This window comes from Chitinophaga sp. RAB17 (genome assembly GCF_052114225.1).
GTDB lineage: Bacteria > Bacteroidota > Bacteroidia > Chitinophagales > Chitinophagaceae > Chitinophaga.
The window spans coordinates 26,196-50,378 of record NZ_JBFREI010000014.1; the positions used below are offsets into that span (position 1 = coordinate 26,196).

Consider the following 24,183-nt stretch of genomic DNA (forward strand, 5'->3'; position numbering starts at 1 on the left):
TTTTAAGTATATAACTATAATGACTAAACGACATATCAATATCATGAATATAAATAAATACAGCCTGTCGTATCGGGTCATGACGGCTGCTGCGTTGTTACCAATAGGGCTGTTTTTTGCTTCCTGCCACAGTTCCCGGGCAGATGATGAAAATACTTCGGAGAATCAAAGTGTACATGTGAAAATTATTCACCTCCAGAAAAGCCAGCTGGATGCGTCTCTCAGGTTACCGGGAGAAATAAAGCCTTTCCAGTTTGCCGACCTGTATGCAAAGGTGAATAGTTATGTGAAAAATGTGAATGTAGATCTGGGAAGCCAGGTACTCGCCGGCCAGGTGCTGGCTACACTGGACGCACCTGAAATGAATACACAATTGCTGGAAGCGCAGTCACGCCTCCATACCAAAGAAGCGATGTTCCGCGCCAGCCGTGCTACCTACGAGCGTTTACTGAAAACGAGTAAAGTGCCCGGTACCATTTCCCCCAACGACCTGGATATGGCTTTTGAGAAAATGAGTGCAGACAGCGCAGAGTTATTATCCTCCCGGTCTTCCTATCATGAAGTACAACAGATGTTGGGCTATCTCGTGATCCGGGCACCATTCAGCGGTGTTATCAGTCAGCGTAACGTGCATCCGGGCACCTATGTAGGTCCGGCTGGTAAAGGTTCTGACAGGCCATTGTTCCGTCTGGAAGAACAGCAGAAACTGCGTTTGTCCGTTGCCGTACCTGAAATATATACAGACGAAGCAGCCCACGCGGGAGATGTTCGTTTCACCGTGAAATCCTTACCGGGAGATACTTTTACCGCCAAAGTAAACCGTATTGCCGGTAGCCTGGATGTAAAGCTCCGCTCAGAAATACTGGAAATGGATGTGGCCAATAAAAACGCAAAACTCCTGCCCGGTATGTATGCAGAAGTACAAATGCCCATGCCCGGTAAGAAAGATGTGTACGTAGTGCCGAAATCCGCCATCATCACTAATTCAGAGAAAGTATTTGTGATCAAATCAGTAAATAACAAAGCGGTGTGGATACCAGTGAAGTGTGGCAATGAATCTAACGGACAGGTAGAAGTCTTTGGTGATTTATCAGACAATGATCAGCTGGTACAAAACGGCAGCGATGAAATAAAAGAAGGAACAGCCTTACAGGCAGTTGCAAAATAATGTGTGTTTAAAGGAGGAAGTAATTTGCGGAATTAAGAATCGAACTGGCTAAGGAATCAGATAAAAGGTTAAATGAATCGAGTGATGAAGAATCAATTAATCGGCCTATATACAGTAGTGTAAAAAAAGAGAAGAAGCAGGCAAATTACTTCGCGATGAATGGGCATTACAGCGCTTCCGTAAAGGGGGCGCTGTTGCTTTAAAACACGAAAGAGAATTGTTGCCATCGTGTAACAATGTAGGTTTAGGTAAAACGGCCGGAATACTCTTGTTCCGGTTTTTTTATGCCCGGGCTACAATACCCTCAATGGATATGGCGCTTTTGTTTTTCCTTTCGCAATAGCCTTTAGCTTATGTTTCAACAATGTTTTGCGTAATGGAGAAAGATAATCCAGGTATAATTTTCCATTTAGGTGATCATATTCATGTTGAATAGCCCTGGCTATATTTCCACTGAAAGCATGGGTATGTGAAATGAAATGTTCGTCCTGATACTCCAGCGTAATGTCTGCCGCACGTGCAACTTCTTCCCAGATACCCGGTATACTCAAACAACCTTCGGTATCCAGCATGGTTTCGTTACTATAACTCACTATGCGTGGATTAATGAAAGTGCCCTTGAATGTTTCCATGGAAATAAGAAAAATCCGGTAAGGCTTATTTACCTGAGGTGCGGCCAAACCAGCTCCTTTAGCATGTTCCAGGGTATGCCACATGCTTTTTATCAGCTCATTGATCCCCGCTGTTGCTGCGGTTATTTCCTGGCAGGGCTGTCTTAAAATAGCTGCTCCATATGCAATGATAGGTAGTATCATATTTCTTTTCTGCAAAGAAAGGAGCAACCGTTGCGCGGGGATAGTAAATTTTAGACACTTGTAAAAGGGGATAATAAATTTAGCTGTAATTTTAAATAACCATGCCGGTAGATATTCTTGCACATATTATTTGTCATCACGCATCAGCTGGGGTACAGGTGCTGCAACCCGCCACTGCACTGTTGCATGCAGTGGAATGTTATTGCTGGTATACCCATTTGCATAACAGGAAAGTATGGGCTGCCATAGATGGCCAGCCAGCATTGGTATTTTTACTGAATGCCGGGAGTATAAAACTTACCGGTCAGTATGAAAAGGTAATCAGTGATGGATGCTTTTGCAATGGTACCCTTGAAAATACCTATTTCGGGGAGATGCCAGCCGGTACGCAGTTGCTGGTAGTTAAGTTTACGGCAGATGGCTGGGCATACCTGAAGCCATTACTGGCGCGGTCTGTGAAGGTATCATCACCCATCATGGAACTTCCTGCCACCTTACTCCCGCTGTTAACGGCTATACGAAAATCCGCTTCTCCACAGGAGCAGGCGATGCTGTTAAATGCGTTCCTGGTGCAACAGCTGCCGGATGATATTACCGGCAACTTTCTTTTGCAGGCAGCAGCGAATATTATCAGGGAGTCCCAGGGCAAAATTGCGGTGTCTGATATATGTACATCGCTAAAGGTAAATTACAAATGGCTGGAGCGGAGCTTTCGTATATCTACCGGTGTTACGCCAAAACATTATATCAGCAATATCCGTTTCCTTCATGCCTGGTCTGATGTACAGCATGGGGCACAACCACTCACAGGCATCGCGCTGGATAACGGGTACTATGATCAGAATCACTTTATAAAAGCTTATAAGAAGTATACCGGAATGTTGCCATCTGCCGCTAAATAAAACATCCAAAAGCAAGCGGACTTACTTTTGGACGTTAATGTATAATGAGGGATGAAATGCTTACCAGTCTTTTTCGTTAGACACCGGTTGACCCTTCACTTTCTTCGCTTTATCCTGTAATTTCTTTTCTTCCTGTGATAATGCCTGCAGTAAACGTTCTGCTTCCTGCTTGCTCATTTTGCTGGGCTGTGGCTCTGGTTTCTGCTGATCTTCTTTGTCTTTGCCCTGATCTTTATCTTTATTCTGCTGGTCCTTGTTCTGGTCTTTATTTTTGTCCTTGTCCTTGTCTTTATTCTGTTGGTCTTTGTTCTGATCTTTATTTTTATCCTGGTCTTTGTTCTTGTCGTTCTTATTCTTGTCTTTGTTTTTATCCTTGTTATCTTTCTTGTCATCACCACCACCGCCTTGTTGTTGCTTTTTCAGCATTGCTTGTGCATAAGCCAGGTTATAGCGGGCATCTTCGTCGGAAGGATTTATTTTGAGGGCTTGTTTGTAGGATTTGATACTTTCTTCCCACTTTTTATCTTCCATAAAGGTGTTGCCGATGTTGTAGTCAGCATCCGATTTTATGCCTGGCTTATCGCCCAGTTTCAGGGTGTTGGCATATTGTTTACGGGCATCATCGTAGCGTTTCTGCTGATACAGGGAATTCCCCAGGTTATAATTACCTATCGCAGACTGGGCATTTTGTTCCAGTGCTTTTTTGTAATTGGCTTCAGCATCGGTGAATTGTTGTTTTTTATACAACTCGTTCCCTTTGCGGATATACTGATTGGTGCCGTTTTGAGCAAACAGGCTGGCACCGGAGAGCAGCGCTACCGTGGTAATAAAACAATATTTTATAAAAATAATTTTCATGAGCCGTTGTATTAAGCTGCGGGTGTTTCTGCTGTACGTTTAAAACGTACTTCAGGGATAAAAAATTCAATCAGCAGCAATGCCAGGCATATGCCCAGGAAATATTGAAAATAACTATTGTAATCTGTGAATACATTTTCGCCAAACTCTTTCTGTTCCATGCTGTCTATTTTACTCACCAGTGTATTCACCACATCGTCTGTATTATTGTCCAGGTGCTGATAAATGCCTTTACCGGCAGCGGCAATAGATCTGAGTTCGTTTTCATTCAGCTTGGAGATAACGGTATTTCCTTCCCGGTCTTTTTTATAACCGCCTGTTTCCGGGTCGGGGAGGGGAGAACCAGATACCGATCCAATGCCGATGGTATTAGTTACCGCGCCGTTTTCGAAGGCGGCTTTAGTCCGTTGTATGGCTGTTTCGTCATGATCTTCCCCATCGGAGATAATGATCAGGGCTTTATGTTTACGTTCTTTTTTATTGAAAGCGTCATCAGATACCTGTATGGCTTGTCCGATGGCGGTACCCTGTGAAGGTATCATATCCGGAGATACAGTACTGAGATACATTTTGGCAGCGGAATAATCTACTGTCAGCGGCATTTGCAGATAAGCATTGCCTGCAAATACTACCAGGCCTACACGGTCGTTGTCCAGCTTATCCATTAATTTGCTGATCAGCTGGCGTGCACGGGTAAGGCGATCTGGCTGTACATCGGTGGCGAGCATACTTTTACTTACATCCAGTGCAATCATTACATCCACTCCTTTGCGGGTAATCTTTTCCATGCGGCTACCCTTCTGGAGGTTAGCAAGCCCCACCACGCCAAAAAAGAAGGCGAGGAAAATAAGCAGGAACTTTAATACAAACAGTTTGCGGGAATAACCGGTAAAAAGCTTTTCTACCAGTGCCTGGTCTCCAATACGGCGTATAGAACGGCGTTTCCACCAGGATACACCCAGGAAGGCCACCTGTAAGACTAACAGGAGCACCAATGCCCATAAATATTCACTATGCTGAAATCGTAACATATTCGATTTTAAGATATCCGTTACCGGTAGTAAACCAGGTAAGATATCAAAAATAATTTTTTTGTCACGTATTGCAAGCCGTTGAGGTGGGGTTTTATCGTTTTTTTAACGATCACTTGTTATTGGAACTCACTTTTGCAAGGTTGGGTGCGCTTTAAATGTAGCAGGAGCCTGTTTCAAAGCAGGCTTAGACCCGCCTTAGACCCGCCTTTGAGGTGGACTTGATGTGGACTTGAGGTGGACTTGATGCGGAGGAGAGGTGGACTTGATGTGGGGGAGAGATTTATCCGGTGATGGGGAGATGGCTCCTGGTAGGGGATTCGCTCATCTCCCCATCGCCGGATGACAAAAATTACATTTCGCCTTTGAAATAGCCTGCATCTGTGAGGATATTGCGCAGTATTTCCATGCGAACTTTAGGAATGTCGATGTTGGAGTCCTCTGTTTCAATATTCAGTACAAAGAAGCAGGGATGCCTGTTTTCTTCGATCCAGCCTACTATCCAACCTATTTTCTTCGCATCGTTATTGCCCAACCCTGTTTTGTAAGACAGTTCATATTTTGGTGTTTTTTCCATGAGCATCACGTCACGTACGGTTTTCATGGTTGTTTTCGCAAAGGGCAACTGATCAAAGTACAGCTTCTTCACAAAACCCAATTCCTCATCCGGTGATATCTGGAGGGAATTATCCAGCCAGAAAGTATCTAAACGGCTGATTTTCATGTTACCGTATTTGATAGAGTCCAGCCACAGCTGCATGGTAGGTTGACCAATGCGGCGGGCTACTTCCTGGAAATAAGGTACGGCAGACTGTTTAAAAGCCTGGGCCATGCTGAGATCCTGATTCCAGGCAGGAATCTGACGGGTAACACCGTCCCAGGGAATGACCATGCTGGTGTCTTTAATGACGCCGGTATGTAATCCTACCAGGGCATTGAATATTTTGAAGGTAGATGCAGGCAGAAAACGTTTTTTAGCCCTTTCCAGGTTATATACTTTAAACTCCCCCTGGCTGTTATTGAACAACATAAAAGTGCCTTCCACTTTGTATTGGGCAAAATATTTCTCCCAGCTATTCTCTTCTTTTACATTATTCGGTGCGCAGGCAGCAAGGGACAAGCCTATTGCCAATAACATCCAGCCAAATCGTTTCATCAGCATAAAGATTAAATTATAAGGGGCAAAAGTAGCCAAAAGAGCGTAAAGCAAAAAGCCATTGAAGCGAATGATATAGGCGGAACATTAGTTTATTATCCGCTATGGTATTCGCTTCAATGGCTTTTTGCTTTATGCCTTATGTTTTTTGCGCTATTTAATTACGCCCAGTTCCTTGCCCACTTTGGTAAAGGCGGCAATGGCCCTGTCGAGATGTGCCTGTTCATGACCGGCGCTCAGCTGTACGCGGATACGGGCCTGACCTTTTGGTACAACCGGGAAGAAGAATCCAATGACGTAGATACCTTCCTGCAGTAATTTATCTGCAAATTGTGCACTTAATACTGCATCATACAGCATTACCGGAACAATAGGGTGATCGCCGGGTTTAATATCGAAGCCTGCTTCCGTCATTTTGGTACGGAAGTATTTGGTATTGTATTCCAGTTTATCGCGGAGCTCCGTTGTTTCGCTCAGCATGTCGAGTACGGCAATAGAAGCGCCTACAATGCTGGGAGCCACTGAGTTAGAGAAGAGGTAAGGACGGCTGCGTTGACGCAGAATGTCAATTACTTCTTTAGGACCGCTGGTGAAACCACCGGAAGCACCCCCCAGGGCTTTACCGAGGGTGCCTGTGATGATATCTACACGGCCCATTACGCCACGGTATTCGTGCGTACCACGGCCTGTTTTGCCGAGGAAGCCGGAAGAATGGCTTTCATCGGACATCACAATGGCATTGTATTTATCTGCCAGGTCACAGATTTTATCCAGCTGGGCAATGGTACCGTCCATACTGAATGAACCATCTGTAACAATGATGCGGCTACGGCAGTCTTTAGCTTCCTGCAGCTTTGCTTCCAGGTCGGCCATATTGTTATGCTCATAACGGAAACGCTGGGCTTTGCACAAGCGTACCCCGTCAATGATAGACGCGTGGTTTAACGCATCAGAGATAATAGCATCCTGCTCATTGAATAATGGCTCAAATACGCCACCATTGGCATCAAATGCCGCTACATATAAAATAGTATCTTCTGTACCCAGGAATTTGGAGATTTTTTCCTCCAGCTCGCGGTGAATATCCTGTGTGCCGCAAATAAAGCGGACACTGCTCATCCCATATCCATGCGTATCAATAGCATCTTTGGCAGCCTTCACTACGGCCGGGTGAGAAGATAACCCCAGGTAGTTATTGGCACAAAAATTAAGTACTGTATTGCCTCCAACCTGTATTTCAGCCCCCTGCTCAGATGTAATAATGCGCTCTCTCTTGTACAAGCCGGCTTTGTTGATATCGCCGAGTTCTTCCCGTAAACGGGTTATAAACTTTTCATTCATAAAAATTGCAATATTTAAATTCGATGTACCAAAGTTATGGGCAATAAATGTATTACGATTATTTATCGCCCACATGACAAACGACCGGATATCCAAAAAGTTTGACCCAGGTGTAACATTTACCCGTTGCACTCCGTCATAGTACTATCATGATTATAAATGCCATGAAGTGAATAACTGAGCTGTCAGCCTTTAAATGAGAAATGCTAAAAGAGTATACTGAATAAAGGATTGATGATCAGTTTGAAAGGAACTGTTACTACAACTGTGCGGGCGACTTTACAGACTTTAGAGCTGGTGTGGGTAACAAGGATGGATGTTGTCAATGATGGGTATTAAAGTTTTTGTCGGAACTTAGCACTAAAATCCCGCACCACCGGAATGACGGAAAAGGAGTACAATAAATGCGTGGATCTGTATTCGGACAATTTATTCCGCTTTATCGTTAAAAATCTGGAGCATGCGGAAGATGCCAGAGACGTAGTACAGAATTCATTCGAAATATTGTGGAAGCACTGTCAGGATGTGCCTTTTGAAAAGGCTAAGTCATACCTGTTCACAGTCGGCTACCACAATATGATAGATCATGTGCGTAAGGTAAAGCGGATCACATTGGTTGACCAGTTCAAAGACGAAGAGAAAGTCTCGGATCATAAGATACATAACGCGAAGGAAGTCATAGAAAAAGCGCTATCCAAACTCAGTGAGGTACAGCGTTCCCTGGTACTGCTAAAGGATTATGAGGGATATTCCTATGAAGAAATAGGAGAGATGATGAACCTGAATCCTTCCCAGGTAAAAGTTTACCTGCATCGGGCCAGGATACATCTGAAGAATTACCTGGTAAAGATGGAGAATGTTATATAATATTTTTATAATTGCTAAAGCGTTAATAATAAATTAGATTTTTGTCAATAGAGATTAACATATCAAACTACGAGTCCTATCTCCTCAGCTACATCGATGGTGAGCTGAATGAGGCAGAACAAGCGGCGCTGGAGCTTTTCCTGCAAAAACATCCCCAGTTCAAACAGGAACTGGAGCTGCTGGAAGGCGTGCGCGTAGTACCGGATGAAACAATCGTATTTGATAATAAAGCTGCCTTATACAGAACTTCATCAGTGGATACCATTGATTATGAGGAGTTAATGCTGAGTTATATTGATGGGGAACTTACTCCTGAAGAAGAACAAACCTTACAGATGTACCTGGCTCAACGGCCGGCTGCTCAAAAGGAACTGTCTCTCCTGCAGGCAACAAAATTAACACCGGATACCACCCTGGTATTTGGAGATAAAGCATCTCTATACAGAAGTAAGAAACACCGGGTTGCTCCGATGTATCGCCGTATAGGATGGGGAGTAGCGGCTGCGGCTGTAATGGCCGGCCTTATTATCTGGCTGTTACCGGCAGACCATCATTCTCAACGTCCGCCAGCATTTGCTGTTAATACGCCTGGTGCCGTTACCGCACCCAAAACAACACCCGCGCCGGCCCCTGCTACTACAGTACCTGAAGTTGCCGCTGCGCCAGTAGCCATACCAGCTGCTGCAAGCCCGCGGAACGATCAGCCGCTGTCGGCAAAAAGTAATAAAACGGCTACCACCCACGAAAAGAAACCGGTAACCACTGCAGCAGCTCCGGTTAAAACAACCGATCTGGCCGCCGCCAATACCACTGCTCCCAAAGCAGATGCACCAGTAATGTCGCAGTTGCCTCCTCAGCGTAATTCAATGGATGAAGTGGTGGAACAACATCTGCAACAGGCGGAAAATGCACATATCGCTGCTGTAAAACCAGAAGCCAATAAAGAAACGGTCATGGCATCAACTGCCACCGTCAGCAATAATAAGGTAGCCCCTGTAACCGCCCAACCGGGTATTCAGGGAGAACTGATCATGTCCGTAAGCGGTAGTGACAGCAAAATCCTTGATAAAGTAACCAACGTAGCTAAGTTTTTTTCCCGTAAAAGGAATAAATAATAAATCATGGTGATAGCATATGAAGCATAAAATTTTACTCATTTTGTTACTGGTATTATGTGGCGAATGGGCTCATGCGCAAAAGGCGGATACAAAGAATGCTCCAGCCACTCCAGATACTATACAGATCAAAGGACTGATCATTATCAAAGGAAAGAATGACAAAGGCCGCACCAGCTATAAATTTTATAGCGATACCGCTTATGCCCGGCAGAAGCTGAAAAAGAACCTGCAAACCAAATGGTTCGTATTCGACCTTGGATTCAATAACTATATTGACCGCAGCGACTATAACGGCGCCAGCTTTATCAGCTACTACCCCAACAGCAGCCAATATTATAACGGCGCCATAGCGTCTCCGGTGGCCAAACAATACAATTACACTGCCGCTGGATTGGCCACATTCGCCCCCAGGGACGCAAGCGAGCCATTAACACCATCAGAATTCAAGCTAATCACCGGGAAATCAATCAATTTTAATATATGGATATTTGAGCAGCGACTTAATATAACAAAACACAAGCTTAACTTGTTATATGCTTTAGGATTAGAGATGAATAACTATAGGTATGCCCGGAGCGTCACATATTTGCCGGGGTATCCTACACAAATAATCAGAGATTCCGTAGAGTTTTCAAAGAATAAGCTATTTGCCGAATACATATCAGTGCCGGTAATGCTTAACTTTAATTCTAACCCCGCTCGCCCGAGTCGTGCATTCCAGGCGAGCATTGGTGTCTCCGGTGGTTATCTACTTAAATCCAGAACAAAGCAAGTAAGTGAGGAGAGAGGTAAAGTGAGAAAAACTGATGACTTTAATCTGAATAAATGGCGTTTTGGGTTAACCAGTGAATTGGGCTACGGTCCTGTGAAGTTGTATGCAAATTTTGCCCTGACGGCATTACATGATTACGGGTTACAACAATATCCCTTTTCAATCGGTATCCGGTTGAATGGGTTCTAAGTTTATTAGCTAGCCAGTCCTAAATTGTGTTTATGCGTTCTTTTGTTGCTCTGATGACATGTATTGGTTGTATTGCATGGATTCACTCCTGTGAAAAGCGTTTGTTAGGCGTTCGAATCGAGAAAAATAGTCTAACTCCCGATAATCAGCTACAGCAGCTGCCTGTGGCCATATTACCCGATAATATCCCGGCACACTATATTTCACAGGTAACGAGTGCCCCGATGTCTTCACCGGTGGTACGCCCCAGAAATAAGCTCCGGACAAAAAAGCAAACGGGTATTGCCAATAAAACAACTGACTCACTGTTGTTTAACCTGGCGGTGGTAAAAGGACAATATTCGATATATAATAATACCACTCCCTGATTAAATTACCTGTCTTGTTAAGATTACTACTGGTTGGACAATCGGTTGTTATCCCTGTGCATCTACCGCTCATACAATTCTCCCCCTTTTTCCCCTTATTTATTTTCCACTTCCGGTATATTTGACAGAATAATTTCAAAAAACCAACTATTGTATGAGTCTTAAAAGAGTCGTATTACTATTCCTGTTTGCCTGCTCTCTGAAAACGGCAGGAGCTCAGGGGAAATACCAATGGAAGGAGGCAACTTCAGGCGGTTACACCTACAGGTATATCTCCAATGATCCCATGAAGGCACGTTTTTACACATTGAAAAACGGTCTGACAGTTATCCTGAGTGTCAATAAAAAAGATCCCCGCATCCAGACACTGATAGGCACCCGTGCCGGCAGTGATAATGATCCCAAAGATCATACAGGTCTGGCCCACTACCTGGAGCACCTGCTCTTTAAAGGTACCCAGCAATATGGTTCCCTCGACTGGGCGAAGGAAAAACCATTGATAGATCAGGTCTCCGATTTGTATGATAAATACAATAAAACCGTTGATCCTGCTGCCCGTAAAGCCGTTTATCATGAAATAGACAGTGTTTCCGGCGTTGCCGCTAAATACGCTATTGCTAATGAATATGACAAACTGATGTCCGGTATGGGCGCTCAGGGTACCAATGCCCACACCTGGGTAGAGGAAACGATCTACGAAGAAGATATTCCTTCCAGCGCGATCGATAAATACCTGACCGTTCAGGCAGAACGTTTCCGCGATCCTGTTTTCCGCCTGTTCCATACAGAACTGGAAGCCGTATACGAAGAAAAGAACCGCGGACTGGATAACGATGGCCGCAAAGTGTATGAAACCATGCTTGCTGCCCTGTTTCCTACCCACAACTACGGTCAGCAATCTACCATCGGTACCGTAGAACATCTTAAAAATCCAAACCTGAAAGCCATCCGCCAGTTCTACAACGAATACTACGTGCCAAATAACATGGCAGTAGTAATGGCAGGTGATTTTGATCCTGACTACGTGATCAAATCCATCGATGACAAATTCAGCTACATGAAAGCTAAGCCGGTAAAGGAATACAAGCCTGCTCCGGAAGCTCCGATTAAAGCACCTATCGTAAAAGAAGTATTCGGTCCTGACGCAGAAAGCGTAGATATCGTTTTCAGAATGCCAGGCGCCCTCGATACCAAATCTAACCTGGTGCTGGGTGTAATGTCCGCTATCCTGGAAAATGGTAAAGCCGGTTTACTGGATCTGAACATCAACAAACAACAGAAAGTACTGAACGCCAGCGCAGGTGTAATGGGACTGAAAGATTATTCCATTTTCTCCCTGAGCGGTAAAGCCAAACAAGGTCAAACCCTGGAAGAAGTGAAAGCACTGTTGCTGGGTCAACTTGCTATCCTGAAAAAAGGAGACTTTGATGAAACCCTGGTGAAAGCGATCGTTAACAATGCTAAACTGAGCGAATTACAGGGCCTGGAAAGCAATAACAACCGCGCTACCTCACTAATGGATGGCTTCATTAAAAGCAGAGGCCAGAACTGGGCTTATGATGTGGCTTACGTAGATGATATGGGCACGGTTACTAAAAAACAGCTCGTTGACTACGCCAATAAATACCTCAGTGATAATTATGTGATTGTCTACAAACGTAAAGGCGAAGACAAAAACATCCAGAAAGTAGAAAAGCCTGTGATCACGCCGGTAGAAGTAAACAGAGAAGCACAATCTGCTTTCCTGCAGAAGATTGCCGCTATGCCTGCTACTCCAGTGAAACCACAATGGCTGGATTACGAAAAAGATATCCAGAAAACATCTCTGGGTAACACCGAAATGATGTACGTGCAGAATAAAGACAATGGTCTTTTCCGCCTGTACTATCGTTTCGATATGGGTAGCTGGAATGACAAGAAACTCCCGCTGGCAGCACAATACCTGCAATTCCTGAGCACAGATAAATATACTTCTGAGCAGATCAGTAAAGAATTCTACAATATTGCCTGCAACTTCAGCGTAGCTGCTACCACTGAAAATACGACTATCACCATCAGTGGTTTACAGGAGAATTTTGATCAGGCAGTAACTTTGTTTGAACATGTAATCGCTAACTGCAAACCGAATGAAGAAGCACTGGCTGCTCTGAAAGGCCGCTTGCAGAAAGCCCGCGCAGATAACAAACTGAATAAGGGTGCGATCATGAAAGGTGTGGTAAACTATGCCATGTACGGTGCTAAAAATCCGTTTAACAACCAGTTAAGCCAGGCAGACCTGGACGGCATTACAGCTACCGAGCTGACCAACATTTTGCACGAACTGCCTACCTACAAACACAGCGTGATCTATTGGGGACCTCAGTCACTGACTGCTGCTGCTGCCGATGTGAAGAAGCTGCACACCCTGCCTGCTACCTTCAAAGTAGCACCATCCGCCGTGAAGTTTGTGAAAGATAACCAGCAGAAAAACCAGGTACTGTTTGCTGACTACGACATGGTACAAACAGAAGTAAACTGGTTGAGAAACTCAGAAGTATATGATCCTGCTAAAACAGGTCTGGTAACATTGTTCAACAGCTACTTTGGTGGTGGTATGGGATCTGTTGTATTCCAGACTATCCGTGAATCCAAAGCACTGGCTTATTCTACCTATGCGTTCTACGCATCTCCTGATAAAAAAGATGAGCGCTATTCAGTAGTTGCTTACGTAGGAAGCCAGGCAGATAAAATGAATGATGCGATTGTGGGTATGAACGAATTGCTGAACGACGTTCCCCGCGCTGATAAATTGCTGGAAACCGCTAAAGAAGGCATGAAACAGGATATCGAAACAGAGCGTATCACCAATGACGGTATTATTTTTAGCTATCTGGCTGCGCAGAAACTTGGCTTAAGCACAGATATCCGTAAACAGGTGTATGAGTCTATTGATAAAATGAACTTTGATGAAGTGAAAAAGTTCCATGATCAATATATCGCTCATAAACCATATACTTATTGCATTGTTGCCTCTGAAAAGAAGGTGCCTGCAGACGAGTTGAAGAAATATGGAGAAGTGAAAAAACTTTCTCTGGACGAAATTTTCGGTTACTAATTATTGTATCTGAAAGTATATAAAAGGCAAAGGCACAGAGATTATTTCTTTGTGCCTTTGTTTTTATGCCACTCTGTCGAACAATAAATTCTTATCCCTCCACGTTAATTGCATATTTATTACTCCCTATGAAGAAGTGCTGTCATTACTGGTTGGTAGCGATCCTGTTGCTGCTGCCACTTAGTGGATTTGTCAACGAATCTGACTTATATAGTGTACGGTTAAATGCTGCCAACATTGATCCGGATAAAGTTTTCCTGCTGATAGACAAGAGCGATTATCGTTTGTATGTATACGAAGATGTGACGTTGAGAAAAATCTACAAGGTGGTATTTGGTAACCGCGACCAAACAGACAAACAAGTTGAAGGTGATCGCAGGACGCCTGAAGGTACCTTCCATATTTTAAGTAAAAGAGTCGATAAAAGCTGGAGTCGGTTTATGCTGCTGGATTATCCCAATGAGGATTCCTGGCAGAAATTCCATCAACGGCAGTCTGAAGGTATGGTGTCTGCTGAAGCCAGTATTGGCGGAGCTATCGGCATTCATGGAGTAGAGTATAACTCTGGTATCCGGGATAATTATGTAGAAGGCAGAATTAACTGGACCCTGGGTTGTATCAGCATGAAAAATGCGGATGTGAATGAGTTGTACGATGTTCTGAAAGTAGGAACTCCAGTAGTGATACGCCGGTAAGATTTTTGCGGATAATTCAACAGGTGACTCCGGACGGCAGCCAACCATTGTAATTTAGCAACAGAATTGATACGGCATCTAGTGGCGCAGTTTTACTGCACCATGACTCAAATATAAAATCGGCGGGTCAGATCCTGTGAAGAGCGCGCTCCACTCGTATGGTGCGCGCTTTTTTTATTGCAGGAAAGCGGTGACTTCCCTCATCCAAACAGCGGAGTCTTTCCCGCAAAAGGACTGGTGGCCGGCGTTGGGGAAAACGTGCAGCTTTTTCTGCCGGGTACCTAAATTTGAAAATACGGCCTGCGTTTCGCCGGGTAATACGCGGATATCCTGCTGGCCGTAGAAATATAATACGGGCATATGTATTTGCCTGGCATAACTTTCCGGTTGATAGCCCGGTCCCCAGAAGCCTTGCTCTACACCACCCCAGAAAGTAAGCATCTGTGAAAGGGGGGAGGCGGGCAGGTGTACAGCGCGCATACGGCTTTTAACGGCATCTGTAAGTGATGCAAAAGGGCATTGAAGGATTAGCTTTTGAGGCGTGAGGGCATACTCCGGCACCGCCTTTAAAATGGCAGCAGCACCCATGCTCACGCCCCACAATACTATTGGCCGGCTACTCTTTTGCTGTACATAATCCCAGGCGAGTTTTACGTCTTCAGCTTCTTTAAATCCCACACTGCAGGTATACCCCTCACTATTGCCATGCGCCCGGAAATCGAGTAAGAAGGTATTATAGCCCAGTTCGCGGAAGCGATTAGCTTCCGGAAAGAGAGAACCCTTGTTGCCATTATAACCATGAAACAGGATGACGGTGCCTTTAGGCGCTTTAACAGGTATCCACCAGCCTTCCAGCCGCAATCCTTTTTTTGTGTGCAGGAGCACTGTTTCAAAGGGAACAGCAGGACGAGCGGTTGTTACCGACTTGGCAATGCTAACGCCAAACAGGATGGTGCGTATTTTTTCTCCTGTGCTCATTTGTTCCGGCAGCTTATTACGGCGGCCTCCTTCATCGTAAAAATGAGTGAATTTCCAGGCATGGAATGCTGTAGTAATGTTCAGTAACAGGAACAGGAAAAGACAGGTCCAGGCTGCCTTTTTGAGAAAACGTTTCATGCCGGGTGTATTCATTTATGACGAAGGGATGCAGAAATAAATTCCTGCATCCCTTGTCGAAAAATCTAAGAATGATTTACAGTTTGCCGACCTTGATTTCTTCTACTACTGATGGATCCAGCAGGGTAGAGATATCTCCTAAATTATCCAGGTCGTTTTCAGCAATCTTGCGCAGGATGCGGCGCATGATTTTGCCGGAACGGGTTTTAGGTAAACCGCTTACAATCTGGATTTTATCTGGTTTGGCAATAGGTCCGATGATACGGGCCACTGTTTGAGCAATATCTTTTTTAGTCAGTTCCAGATCATGTGTGAGTCTTTCCATGATCACGTAAGCATAAATGCCCTGACCTTTAATGTCGTGAGGATAGCCAACTACAGCGCTTTCCACTACGCCGGAGTGCATGTTGATGGCGTTTTCTACTTCCGCAGTACCAATACGGTGACCGCTTACATTGAGGACATCATCTACGCGGCCGGTAATTCTGTAGTAGCCGTCTTCATCTCTGAGACAGCCATCGCCGGTGAAGTAGAGATTTTCGTAAGTAGAAAAATACGTTTTACGGAAACGGTCATGATCGCCGTAGGTGCTACGGAGCATACCTGGCCATGGGAACTTAATACAGAGGTTACCGCTTACGCCGTTGCCCTGTAATTCCTTACCATTTTCATCAACCAGTATAGGTTGTACACCCGGCAGTGGCAGGGTGGCATAACCTGGTTTTTCTTTGGTGATGCCGGCAATCGGAGTGATCATAATACCACCGGTTTCTGTTTGCCACCAGGTATCTACGATTGGGCACCTGCCTTTACCGATATTGTCTTTAAACCAATGCCATGCTTCCTCATTGATAGGTTCGCCTACGCTACCCAGTTTTTTGAGAGAGCTGAGATCTTTATGGTTAACGGGTCCCAGGCCGAAGCTCATCAGGCTGCGTATGGCAGTGGGAGCAGTATATAATATGTTTACCCTGAATTTATCTACAATTTCCCACAGTCTGCCTGCATCAGGATAGGTAGGCACCCCTTCAAACATGAGGGTGGTGGCGCCTGCGCTGAGCGGGCCATAGGCAATGTAGCTGTGTCCTGTGATCCAGCCAATATCGGCAGTACAGAAGTATACTTCACCTGGCTGATACTGGAAAGTGTTTACAAAGGTGTAGTTGGCATATACCATGTAGCCGGCACAGGTATGTACCACGCCTTTTGGTTTGCCGGTAGATCCGGAAGTATAGAGGATGAAGAGCAGATCTTCTGCATCCATTTCTTCAGCCGGGCAGGGCGGGTTGCCCATTGTTTCTACCTGTTTAATTTCATCTTCCCACCACAGGTCTCTGCCTTTCAGCATACTGACCGGAGTGCGGGTACGGGTACATACAATTACTTTTTTTACAGATGGACATGCCATCAGGGCATCATCCATGACTGATTTCAATGGAATATCCTTTGCACCGCGGTAGGCGCCATCGCAGGTAATTACCAGGCTGCATTGCGCATCCTGTATCCTGTCTGCAATAGATTGGGCACTGAAGCCACCAAACACCACCGAGTGAACGGCACCTATACGGGCGCAGGCCAGTATGGAAATCGCCAGTTCAGGGATCATTCCCATGTATATACACACACGATCTCCTTTCTTAACGCCATTGTTCTTCAGCACATTCGCAAACTGGCAAACCTTATTGTATAAGTCGCGGTAAGTGATAATGCGATGGTGTTCTTCCGGATCATTAGGCTCCCAGATAATAGCGGGCGTATTGCCCAATGTTCCCAGGTGACGATCCAGACAGTTTTCTGTGATGTTCAGTTTAGCACCGGTAAACCATTTGATTTCCGGGTCTTTAAAATTCCAGTCCAATACCTTATCCCACTTGCGGCGCCAGTAAAAATGGTCTGCAACGTTGGCCCAGAAACCTTCCGGGTCAATTACACTTTGTTGATAAGCCTGCTGATAATCTTCAATACTCTTGATCTGGTATGGGTACGACATAGCACCGTAATTGTTTATTGGTTAAGTACAAGCATTTTACTAACGGGGTTTAAATTTAAGAAAAAGCAGGTGGTTTAGTAGAAATAATCTAAAAATTCATGTTAAAAGCAGATTATTTTTCAACATATGATCGCAGGTATTTGTAAATATCCGCTTCTTTGGGATCAGTGGGGTTGCCTGTTTTCATGAAGCGTTTATAGTAGACGGTAGCCTGTTGTTTATTTTTAAGATTCACTTCATAAATGCGGCCAATGCGGTACTGGTGAAGAGGTTGGTGGAAAAGATAATATGCGGTATCGAGATGGGCCACTGCAGATTTGTATTGACGGAGGCCTTCATAATTGGCCGATTTACCGCTGTAATAGCTATCCATGCTTTTAGAGGTGGCGAGGTCAATGCAGAGTTGTAACAAATCATTGCTGGCAGTATAATTTTTTAGCTCTGTATATGCCATGGCTGCGTAATACATGATATTCTCTGATTGTGCGTTGCTGGCCCGCAGGTATTCATATATGGCAATGCATTGCTGATATTGTTTAAGTGTGTACCAGGCGGCGGAGACGAAACTAAAAGTATTGGGAGAAAGGTTATGCATATTCATGAGCTGATTTCCCAGGGTAGTACAGCGCTTATAGTCTTTCATGAACCAGGCGGATCTTACAGCGGTCATAATCACCTGTGGCTGCAGGGAGTCCGATTGCAGGAAGGAGCGGAGGATGCTGTCTGCTGTTGTATAATGCTGTCTGTCTATCCATTCTTCGCCCAGGCGTGCAGTTACTTTAGGATCAGCAGGATTGAGTACATATGCTTTTTGCAGCCATAGAAATCCGGTATCCGGCTGCTGTGCGGCAAAACAGGCAAAGCTGAGCTGTTTATAAGCATTGGCGTTGGTGGGTTGGAGGCGGATGATTGCCTGGTAATGAAGAATAGCGGGTAGCGGACTTTCCATCTGCATCCATATACTGGCAAGATATTGATGGGCCACCACATTGTTACTATCCAGCTGCAGTACTTTCTCATATTTTCTGACGGCATCCTTTGTTTTGCCCGATAGGTAATAAGTATAGGCAAGCAAAGACAATTGGGGGATATCGTTTTCGTTTACCCTTGGCTGTAAATAGCTGATGGCGCTTTCATACTGCTGGTTTTGCAGGTATTCCATCAGTTGGGTACGATCTATGGATTGCTGGCCCATTGCGGATTGAAAGGCAATGGTCAGGATGATGATTCCAAGGGAGCGGGTTAAGAGTTGACACATAATAAGGCGTTTTATAACCTTAAAACTAAGAATTTAGTTTTAAAAAGAAAAACTTAGTTGATTGTTCTCTTAAAATAATAAAGCCTTGTAAACCCGGGGCAGGGAACAAGGCTTTACTATTGCAAACATACTTTTCGGAAAATGCTTCTACAGACAGGGGATGAAATATAACAGTGGTTATTTGGAAGTTTTCTTGTATTTCTCCAGGTATTCATCGCCTGCCGCATATACTTCTTCCATGATTTCAATGATTTTTTGTTTTTCCGCATTACTGAGTGCAGGGATTACTTTCCCTTTCTCGTTTGGATTGGGCTTATCTCTTCCGCGCATTTTGCGATAGAAAGTGGGGGTACTCCAGTTACATTCTTCACATACTCTTTCCCTGAAACGAACTGGTAAACCGGAAAGTTGCGTGTGGATGTCAAGGAGAACATTTATTGGTTCTTTAGTCATAGTGGGTATTGTTTTCTGTATGATTGGATATGGTTAACAAATGCAATTGTGTCAATTTGAAACATGTGTAAAAAGTATCATTTAGTGTAAGCAAATATATTTATAATCATGCAATTTATAATTATAAAATTTTACTTTCCTTAAAAAAAATAATAAATCATGTAACCCACTATGGTAAGGCGTTTCAGCGAATTTTGCTTCTATTGTTTTACACAATAATTGAAGGGCATTTGAATAGGATTATCAGTATCGTTTTTGGGTGTTCAAATTGATAAATATTTATCGTTATTTTTTTGCGTATATCCTTTACAGTTAGGCGAAGTAATTATCAGCCAGGGCTGTTTACAGACTTATATTTTTTTCGTTAAATTGATATTTTTATTTACAGAATGAAATATTAATTGTTAAATTATACGGTAATACGACAGGTCAGTCCTGTATGTAGCATCATAATTTAAAATGTAAAGGATGCAGTCGAGCCTGATACACATGGGACAACGGTTGAAGCAGATCTTGAAGCAGAAGAAAATTAAAATAGTGGATTTCGCAGCCATGGCTGGTTTTACAAACCAGATCGCACACTATCACTTGCGTAAAAGTGATATGAAAAGGGCCACTATGGAGCGTTTTTGCGCCCTTATCGGCATCTCTGCGGACGAATTTATGAGATGGAATGGCGCAATGCAGCTGACCAATGGTAAAAGTATACACCATGGCGACCGGCTGCAGAATGTGATCGCAGAGAAAGGTCTGAATAAGAGTAAACTCGCCGGCCGGTTGGATATGAGCCGCCGCACCATGTATAATCTTTTTGAAAAAGAGAGCTTCTCTCCGGATGAACTGGATCGCGTATCCAAAGGACTGGATATGAGTGTGGACGCTTTCCTGAACCCAGGCGTAGTCCAGGAGTCCAGGAGTACCGATAGTGAAGAAATGATGTTGTTAAGAGAGAAGTATTACAAACAGCTGGAGGAGTATAATCAACTGTTGAAAAGCCATGCTGCCCTGAGAGATGAACTCGTTCAAACAAAGAAAGAACTGAGTGCCTGCCGCAAACAACCCGATTAAAAATGGGGAGTAATGTATTATAATGATATTTGTTGATAGCTTAACCCGACCCTTTTTTAAAATGTAACAGATGAAGCTCTTTTTTGAGAATTAATATTTTTATAGGAACTGAAAAATATTACATTTGTATACTTAAGATTTCCCCAATTCTTTACCAAAACAGGAGTAATATACATGTCAGTTCCATATTATATCCATGCAGGCGCCAGGTTAAGGCGTATTTTAAGACAGAAAGAAATAGTTATCCTTCATTATGCTAAAAAAGCAGGACTTACTCCACAGGGATTATACCGTTATTTTTCTCAGGCAGTGATTAAAAGAGAAAAGCTGGAAGTGTTGCTGGATGCAGTACCTATTACCTTCACGGATTTTTATCATTGGAATTCATTGGATGAAAATTCGTTGCACCAGGGAGAACTGTTGCTTTTATATCTCGCCCAGCATAAAATAAAAGTAAAACAACTGGCCGATCAGCTGCAGTTGCCAGTAAATGAAATGTATGACTGGTTCGATTGTACCTGTTTCAGCGAAGCCGAGTTACAGCAATTATATACCGGATTGCTGATAGCGCCGGCATATTTTACCGATCCGCAGGCCGGGAAACCACAAATTAACTGGGAGCAGGCTTACCTGGATAAATGTATGGAAGTACAGCAGTACGTCCGCAAGGTGAATACCCTGGAGAAAAAGATGAATGCYAGGTAAGCCAGTCGCCTTATATCGCTTCCACTGAACTTACTGCAAAATATTCCGCTACTTCTTCCCAGCTGTTCACTCTTTTGTAATCCGTCAGGGATAAGTTATGCGGTGCTGTAAACAGTATGGGAGTGCCTTTAAAGTAACTCAGGTTTTTGTCGTGGTCATCAATCATGTAATCTGCTTCTACAATGGTTTTGGAGCCGCAGAAAACGATATTGCGCCAGCTGATAAAAGGAAAATGTTCGTTCAGCCATGCCAGCTTTTCTGCCAGTGAAAAAGGGAACTCCATGGCGGCAGATACAATGAATACTTCATGTTTTTCTGCCAAAGCCTTTACCACTTCCTGGCTACCTGCCATTACCGGTATATTTCTGAAAAATCCGGGAGCACTTAATAATTTGTGAGCTACCCCTTCCGGGAATGCGCTGCCTTCCGGTACATTATTTAAACGCTCCGGATCCACTACTTCTCCATATTCTTTCGCGTATACGTCCAGCAGATGTTGTGTGAGGTCTGCCATTACATTGTCCATGTCGATTGCTATTCTTGCCATATTTTGCTGTTTATTGCAAAGTTATGCGATATTCTGCAAATTATTGCATAATCTTTCATAATATTGCATAAAATAGCATGAGCATGTTGAAAGAGGAAAGGCTGGACTATATCCTGAAAAAGCTGCAAACGGATCATAAAGTGCTGCAAACAGAGCTTAGCACCGACTTACAGGTATCTGAAGACACCGTTCGGAGGGACCTGGAATCATTGGCGCAAAACGGGCAGCTGATTAAAGTAAGGGGAGGGGCCATCCCACATTCCCCAAACCCTTATTCGTTCAAGGAACGTATTCAATACCATGAAGACGATAAGAAGCATATCGCCGGCAAAGCACTGACCTATCTGCATAACGGGCAAACCATTATTCTTGATGGCGGTACTTCCACACTCATGCTGGCCAAGCTATTTCCCGCTAATCTGCATATCAGGGTCATCACCAACAGTGTACCTATTGTGGCACAACTGATAGAACATCCGGTTATTGAAGTGATCTTCACTGGTGGATTGATTGGTAAGGATTCCCGGACGGCTGGTGGCATGGATACCATTCGTATGCTGGAGAAATTACGTGCAGACATTTGTTTCCTCGGGATCTGCAGCCTGCATCCGGATGCGGGCGTTACCGGACTTGATCTGGGAGAAGCAGATGTGAAAAGCGCGATGGTGGGATCAGCCAACAAAACAATTGCACTGGCCACCAGTGATAAAATGGGCACCGCAGAGCCTTTTAAAGTATGTGATATTACAGGACTGGATACCATCATTACAGATAATCCCAACCTGCCTTCACTGAAACCATATATAAACCTGGGTATTCAGGTAATTTAATCAGTTTAATTTTTATCTTAACCGAAGATGTTACAGGATCTATCGATGGTGATGGTTAATAAAAGAGCCACCCGCATTGCGGTAAGTGCTTTATTTTTTCTTACAGGTTTATGCTTTGCGAGCTGGGCGTCGCGTATTTCGGACATTCAGCAAACCCTGCATCTAAACGATGCCGGGTTAGGTAGCCTGTTGTTGGCGCTGCCCGTAGGCTCCCTTATTTCTCTTCCCGTTTCTGGTGTGCTGATATCCAGGTATGGCAGCCGGCAGGTGCTGCTCGTTGCAGCAGTGGCTTACGCCGCAGTGTTGCCAACATTAGGACTGGCCACTACTTCCTGGGAATTGAGCATATTCCTGGTGTTCTTTGGGTTTTGCGGTAACATGGCCAACGTAGCGGTAAATACACAGGCGGTTGGTGTAGAAGCCATCTACAGCCGCTCTATTATGGCCTCCTTCCATGGATTGTGGAGTGTAGCCGGATTTACAGGGGCCTCCTTTGGTGGCTGGATGTCAGGATTACACCTGGCACCGGTGTATCATTTTCTGATTGTCGCGGTGGTCTCGTGGATTATCATCCTGTTGACGATGAACCGGCTGATAACACGTGTACCCAATGAAAATAATGCTCCTGCCTTATTTGCAAGGCCGGATAACCTGTTGTTGGTGCTGGGTATTATTGCGTTGTGTTCTATGATCTGTGAAGGGACGATGTTCGACTGGAGTGTGATATATTTCAGACGGGTAATCGGTTTGAGTGATCGTCTTTCCGGCTTCGGTCTTGTAACATTTATGAGCACTATGGCTGCCGGGCGCTTTGTTGCAGATTACCTGACTACAAAATTTGGGGTTAAAAAGATGTTGTTGGGCAGTGGTTTCCTGACAGCATCCGGTTTACTTGTGGCCGTTATTTTTCCTTATTTTCTTTCTGCTGCATTTGGTTTTATGTTGGTGGGAGCCGGCGTATCCGCTGTGGTACCGTTGGTGTACAGCGCCGCTGGAAAATCAAAGACTGTACCTCCGGGCATGGCTATTGCCACAGTATCTACCATTGGATTTTTAGGTTTCCTGTGCGGACCTCCATTAATCGGATTTGTAGCGCAGGCTACCAGTCTGGGTATTGCCTTCTCTATGATTGCAGTAATGGGAGCAGCTATTGCCGTGATGTCTTCCAGAATAAAAGTATAACGATCAAACAGCCACTGCTTCGTTTTTACGGGGCAGTGTGCTGAAAGAAATTTCTTCTTCACGATGATCTATCATCAACCAATAGTCTCCTTTACTATCACTCAGCTTCGGCTGTTGCATGCCTGCAAGTGCAGTGAGTAAGGCTTCCGGCGGATGATCAAATGGTACCAGCCGTATAAGCGGATGTAAGGCCAGTTCGTTAACGGGTGTATCCAGCAATGCTTCTCTGGGTAAAAAATTCAATTCATTAATTGCCAGTTCCATGGCTACAATCTCCCGCAGATAGGGGTTTACAAGGGAACCATTTTCAATTTTCTGTAGTAAGAATTCACCAAATATGGTGATCTCCCGCTTAAATTGAAGATCAGATTTGTTGCTGATGGCCCAGAACTCCTCTGCCAGCGGCACTAAGGCATGCCCCAATAAAAAGCAGGTATAGGGAAGCATCGTATAAATAGGCGTAATCCTATTTACACGATACAGGGTACAACTAACGGACATGCCGGGCTGGTGTACCACCGTTTGCAGGCGCGCTTTTTCGCGGGTAGTCAGCTCATACCGCGACAGTATAACAGTTGGGTCAGTACGCATCTGCAGGCATAATTGCGGGGAGGCAATCAGGTCTGTTAATGCTTTCTGAAATGATAAGAGTGACATAAG

The 24,183-nt window shown here is 44.3% G+C and carries 23 protein-coding genes; 12 read left to right on the top strand and 11 right to left on the bottom strand.

The genetic code is table 11. The features are described 5' to 3' along the window. The first annotated feature begins 19 nt into the window (after positions 1-19). Positions 20-1,168: an efflux RND transporter periplasmic adaptor subunit gene (locus AB4Z08_RS30895; protein WP_441577650.1), complete on the top strand. Its 1,149-nt coding sequence runs from the start codon at positions 20-22 to the stop codon at positions 1,166-1,168. A 293-nt stretch (positions 1,169-1,461) separates the two neighbouring features. Here AB4Z08_RS30895 and def read toward each other — a convergent pair whose 3' ends face one another. Beyond that, positions 1,462-1,983 (bottom strand): peptide deformylase, encoded by a 522-nt coding sequence (gene def / locus AB4Z08_RS30900; protein ID WP_441577651.1) that lies wholly within the window; start codon positions 1,981-1,983, stop codon positions 1,462-1,464. 101 nt (positions 1,984-2,084) lie between these two features. On the opposite strand from def, the gene AB4Z08_RS30905 reads away from it, so the two are divergent. Then, entirely contained in the window at positions 2,085-2,885 is an 801-nt protein-coding gene (locus tag AB4Z08_RS30905; RefSeq protein WP_441577652.1) for a helix-turn-helix domain-containing protein, read from the top strand. Between the two features lie 60 nt (positions 2,886-2,945). Here the strand turns inward: AB4Z08_RS30905 and AB4Z08_RS30910 are convergent, their stop codons facing one another. The 4 genes from AB4Z08_RS30910 to kbl form a co-directional block, all read right to left on the bottom strand. Beyond that, positions 2,946-3,743, bottom strand: a complete 798-nt coding sequence (locus tag AB4Z08_RS30910; RefSeq protein ID WP_441577653.1) for a tetratricopeptide repeat protein — start codon at positions 3,741-3,743, stop codon at positions 2,946-2,948. Positions 3,744-3,754: 11 nt separating this feature from the next. Next, positions 3,755-4,774, bottom strand: coding sequence for a VWA domain-containing protein (locus tag AB4Z08_RS30915; RefSeq protein ID WP_441577654.1), 1,020 nt, complete (start codon positions 4,772-4,774; stop codon positions 3,755-3,757). A 352-nt stretch (positions 4,775-5,126) separates the two neighbouring features. Continuing rightward, entirely contained in the window at positions 5,127-5,930 is an 804-nt protein-coding gene (gene blaOXA / locus AB4Z08_RS30920; protein ID WP_441577655.1) for a class D beta-lactamase, read from the bottom strand. 153 nt (positions 5,931-6,083) lie between these two features. Further along, positions 6,084-7,271 (bottom strand): glycine C-acetyltransferase, encoded by a 1,188-nt coding sequence (kbl, locus tag AB4Z08_RS30925; protein ID WP_441577656.1) that lies wholly within the window; start codon positions 7,269-7,271, stop codon positions 6,084-6,086. Between the two features lie 381 nt (positions 7,272-7,652). Here kbl and AB4Z08_RS30930 point away from each other — a divergent pair, with 381 nt between their 5' ends. The 6 genes from AB4Z08_RS30930 to AB4Z08_RS30955 all read left to right on the top strand — a co-directional run bounded on the left by AB4Z08_RS30930 (position 7,653) and on the right by AB4Z08_RS30955 (position 14,374). Continuing rightward, on the top strand, positions 7,653-8,138 hold the full coding sequence (locus tag AB4Z08_RS30930; RefSeq protein ID WP_133807663.1) for an RNA polymerase sigma factor: 486 nt from the start codon (positions 7,653-7,655) through the stop codon (positions 8,136-8,138). A 41-nt stretch (positions 8,139-8,179) separates the two neighbouring features. Continuing rightward, complete coding sequence (locus AB4Z08_RS30935; RefSeq protein ID WP_441577657.1) at positions 8,180-9,253, top strand: anti-sigma factor family protein; 1,074 nt, start codon at positions 8,180-8,182, stop codon at positions 9,251-9,253. 19 nt (positions 9,254-9,272) lie between these two features. Next, complete coding sequence (locus tag AB4Z08_RS30940; protein WP_441577658.1) at positions 9,273-10,217, top strand: outer membrane beta-barrel protein; 945 nt, start codon at positions 9,273-9,275, stop codon at positions 10,215-10,217. A gap of 32 nt (positions 10,218-10,249) precedes the next feature. Next, the gene (locus AB4Z08_RS30945) at positions 10,250-10,585 is read left to right on the top strand and encodes a hypothetical protein (RefSeq protein WP_441577659.1); all 336 of its coding nucleotides are present in this window, start codon (positions 10,250-10,252) and stop codon (positions 10,583-10,585) included. Between the two features lie 154 nt (positions 10,586-10,739). Continuing rightward, positions 10,740-13,679 carry a M16 family metallopeptidase gene (locus AB4Z08_RS30950; protein WP_441577660.1) on the top strand — a complete coding sequence of 980 codons (2,940 nt, stop codon included), beginning with the start codon at positions 10,740-10,742 and terminating at the stop codon, positions 13,677-13,679. Between the two features lie 128 nt (positions 13,680-13,807). Next, positions 13,808-14,374 carry a L,D-transpeptidase family protein gene (locus AB4Z08_RS30955; RefSeq protein WP_441577661.1) on the top strand — a complete coding sequence of 189 codons (567 nt, stop codon included), beginning with the start codon at positions 13,808-13,810 and terminating at the stop codon, positions 14,372-14,374. A gap of 174 nt (positions 14,375-14,548) precedes the next feature. Here AB4Z08_RS30955 and AB4Z08_RS30960 read toward each other — a convergent pair whose 3' ends face one another. The 4 genes from AB4Z08_RS30960 to AB4Z08_RS30975 all read right to left on the bottom strand — a co-directional run bounded on the left by AB4Z08_RS30960 (position 14,549) and on the right by AB4Z08_RS30975 (position 19,191). Next, positions 14,549-15,490: an alpha/beta hydrolase gene (locus AB4Z08_RS30960; protein WP_441577662.1), complete on the bottom strand. Its 942-nt coding sequence runs from the start codon at positions 15,488-15,490 to the stop codon at positions 14,549-14,551. Positions 15,491-15,566: 76 nt separating this feature from the next. Continuing rightward, complete coding sequence (gene acs / locus AB4Z08_RS30965; protein ID WP_441577663.1) at positions 15,567-17,480, bottom strand: acetate--CoA ligase; 1,914 nt, start codon at positions 17,478-17,480, stop codon at positions 15,567-15,569. A gap of 112 nt (positions 17,481-17,592) precedes the next feature. After that, positions 17,593-18,738, bottom strand: a complete 1,146-nt coding sequence (locus tag AB4Z08_RS30970) for a hypothetical protein (protein WP_441577664.1) — start codon at positions 18,736-18,738, stop codon at positions 17,593-17,595. 177 nt (positions 18,739-18,915) lie between these two features. After that, entirely contained in the window at positions 18,916-19,191 is a 276-nt protein-coding gene (locus tag AB4Z08_RS30975; RefSeq protein ID WP_441577665.1) for a hypothetical protein, read from the bottom strand. A 468-nt stretch (positions 19,192-19,659) separates the two neighbouring features. Between AB4Z08_RS30975 and AB4Z08_RS30980 the strand changes: the two genes are divergently transcribed. Beyond that, positions 19,660-20,259 (top strand): helix-turn-helix domain-containing protein, encoded by a 600-nt coding sequence (locus tag AB4Z08_RS30980; RefSeq protein ID WP_441577666.1) that lies wholly within the window; start codon positions 19,660-19,662, stop codon positions 20,257-20,259. A gap of 174 nt (positions 20,260-20,433) precedes the next feature. Continuing rightward, positions 20,434-20,964: a helix-turn-helix domain-containing protein gene (locus AB4Z08_RS30985; protein WP_441577667.1), complete on the top strand. Its 531-nt coding sequence runs from the start codon at positions 20,434-20,436 to the stop codon at positions 20,962-20,964. Between the two features lie 10 nt (positions 20,965-20,974). Here AB4Z08_RS30985 and AB4Z08_RS30990 read toward each other — a convergent pair whose 3' ends face one another. Next, complete coding sequence (locus tag AB4Z08_RS30990; RefSeq protein ID WP_441577668.1) at positions 20,975-21,511, bottom strand: 5' nucleotidase, NT5C type; 537 nt, start codon at positions 21,509-21,511, stop codon at positions 20,975-20,977. A gap of 83 nt (positions 21,512-21,594) precedes the next feature. On the opposite strand from AB4Z08_RS30990, the gene AB4Z08_RS30995 reads away from it, so the two are divergent. Then, positions 21,595-22,341, top strand: a complete 747-nt coding sequence (locus AB4Z08_RS30995) for a DeoR/GlpR family DNA-binding transcription regulator (protein ID WP_441577669.1) — start codon at positions 21,595-21,597, stop codon at positions 22,339-22,341. A gap of 27 nt (positions 22,342-22,368) precedes the next feature. Beyond that, a complete protein-coding gene (locus AB4Z08_RS31000; RefSeq protein ID WP_441577670.1) occupies positions 22,369-23,523 on the top strand; it encodes an MFS transporter in 1,155 nt (384 codons plus the stop codon). Between the two features lie 3 nt (positions 23,524-23,526). Here AB4Z08_RS31000 and AB4Z08_RS31005 read toward each other — a convergent pair whose 3' ends face one another. Then, positions 23,527-24,180 carry a hypothetical protein gene (locus AB4Z08_RS31005; protein WP_441577671.1) on the bottom strand — a complete coding sequence of 218 codons (654 nt, stop codon included), beginning with the start codon at positions 24,178-24,180 and terminating at the stop codon, positions 23,527-23,529. Between the last annotated feature and the right edge of the window lie 3 nt (positions 24,181-24,183).

Coding starts and splice junctions, on each gene's coding strand:
- AB4Z08_RS30895 (WP_441577650.1), top strand. CDS start 20: ATGACTAAACGACATATCAATATCATGAATATAAATAAATACAGCCTG.
- def (WP_441577651.1), bottom strand. CDS start 1,983: ATGATACTACCTATCATTGCATATGGAGCAGCTATTTTAAGACAGCCC.
- AB4Z08_RS30905 (WP_441577652.1), top strand. CDS start 2,085: ATGCCGGTAGATATTCTTGCACATATTATTTGTCATCACGCATCAGCT.
- AB4Z08_RS30910 (WP_441577653.1), bottom strand. CDS start 3,743: ATGAAAATTATTTTTATAAAATATTGTTTTATTACCACGGTAGCGCTG.
- AB4Z08_RS30915 (WP_441577654.1), bottom strand. CDS start 4,774: ATGTTACGATTTCAGCATAGTGAATATTTATGGGCATTGGTGCTCCTG.
- blaOXA (WP_441577655.1), bottom strand. CDS start 5,930: ATGAAACGATTTGGCTGGATGTTATTGGCAATAGGCTTGTCCCTTGCT.
- kbl (WP_441577656.1), bottom strand. CDS start 7,271: ATGAATGAAAAGTTTATAACCCGTTTACGGGAAGAACTCGGCGATATC.
- AB4Z08_RS30930 (WP_133807663.1), top strand. CDS start 7,653: ATGACGGAAAAGGAGTACAATAAATGCGTGGATCTGTATTCGGACAAT.
- AB4Z08_RS30940 (WP_441577658.1), top strand. CDS start 9,273: ATGAAGCATAAAATTTTACTCATTTTGTTACTGGTATTATGTGGCGAA.
- AB4Z08_RS30945 (WP_441577659.1), top strand. CDS start 10,250: ATGCGTTCTTTTGTTGCTCTGATGACATGTATTGGTTGTATTGCATGG.
- AB4Z08_RS30950 (WP_441577660.1), top strand. CDS start 10,740: ATGAGTCTTAAAAGAGTCGTATTACTATTCCTGTTTGCCTGCTCTCTG.
- AB4Z08_RS30955 (WP_441577661.1), top strand. CDS start 13,808: ATGAAGAAGTGCTGTCATTACTGGTTGGTAGCGATCCTGTTGCTGCTG.
- AB4Z08_RS30960 (WP_441577662.1), bottom strand. CDS start 15,490: ATGAAACGTTTTCTCAAAAAGGCAGCCTGGACCTGTCTTTTCCTGTTC.
- acs (WP_441577663.1), bottom strand. CDS start 17,480: ATGTCGTACCCATACCAGATCAAGAGTATTGAAGATTATCAGCAGGCT.
- AB4Z08_RS30970 (WP_441577664.1), bottom strand. CDS start 18,738: ATGTGTCAACTCTTAACCCGCTCCCTTGGAATCATCATCCTGACCATT.
- AB4Z08_RS30975 (WP_441577665.1), bottom strand. CDS start 19,191: ATGACTAAAGAACCAATAAATGTTCTCCTTGACATCCACACGCAACTT.
- AB4Z08_RS30980 (WP_441577666.1), top strand. CDS start 19,660: ATGCAGTCGAGCCTGATACACATGGGACAACGGTTGAAGCAGATCTTG.
- AB4Z08_RS30990 (WP_441577668.1), bottom strand. CDS start 21,511: ATGGCAAGAATAGCAATCGACATGGACAATGTAATGGCAGACCTCACA.
- AB4Z08_RS30995 (WP_441577669.1), top strand. CDS start 21,595: ATGTTGAAAGAGGAAAGGCTGGACTATATCCTGAAAAAGCTGCAAACG.
- AB4Z08_RS31000 (WP_441577670.1), top strand. CDS start 22,369: ATGTTACAGGATCTATCGATGGTGATGGTTAATAAAAGAGCCACCCGC.
- AB4Z08_RS31005 (WP_441577671.1), bottom strand. CDS start 24,180: ATGTCACTCTTATCATTTCAGAAAGCATTAACAGACCTGATTGCCTCC.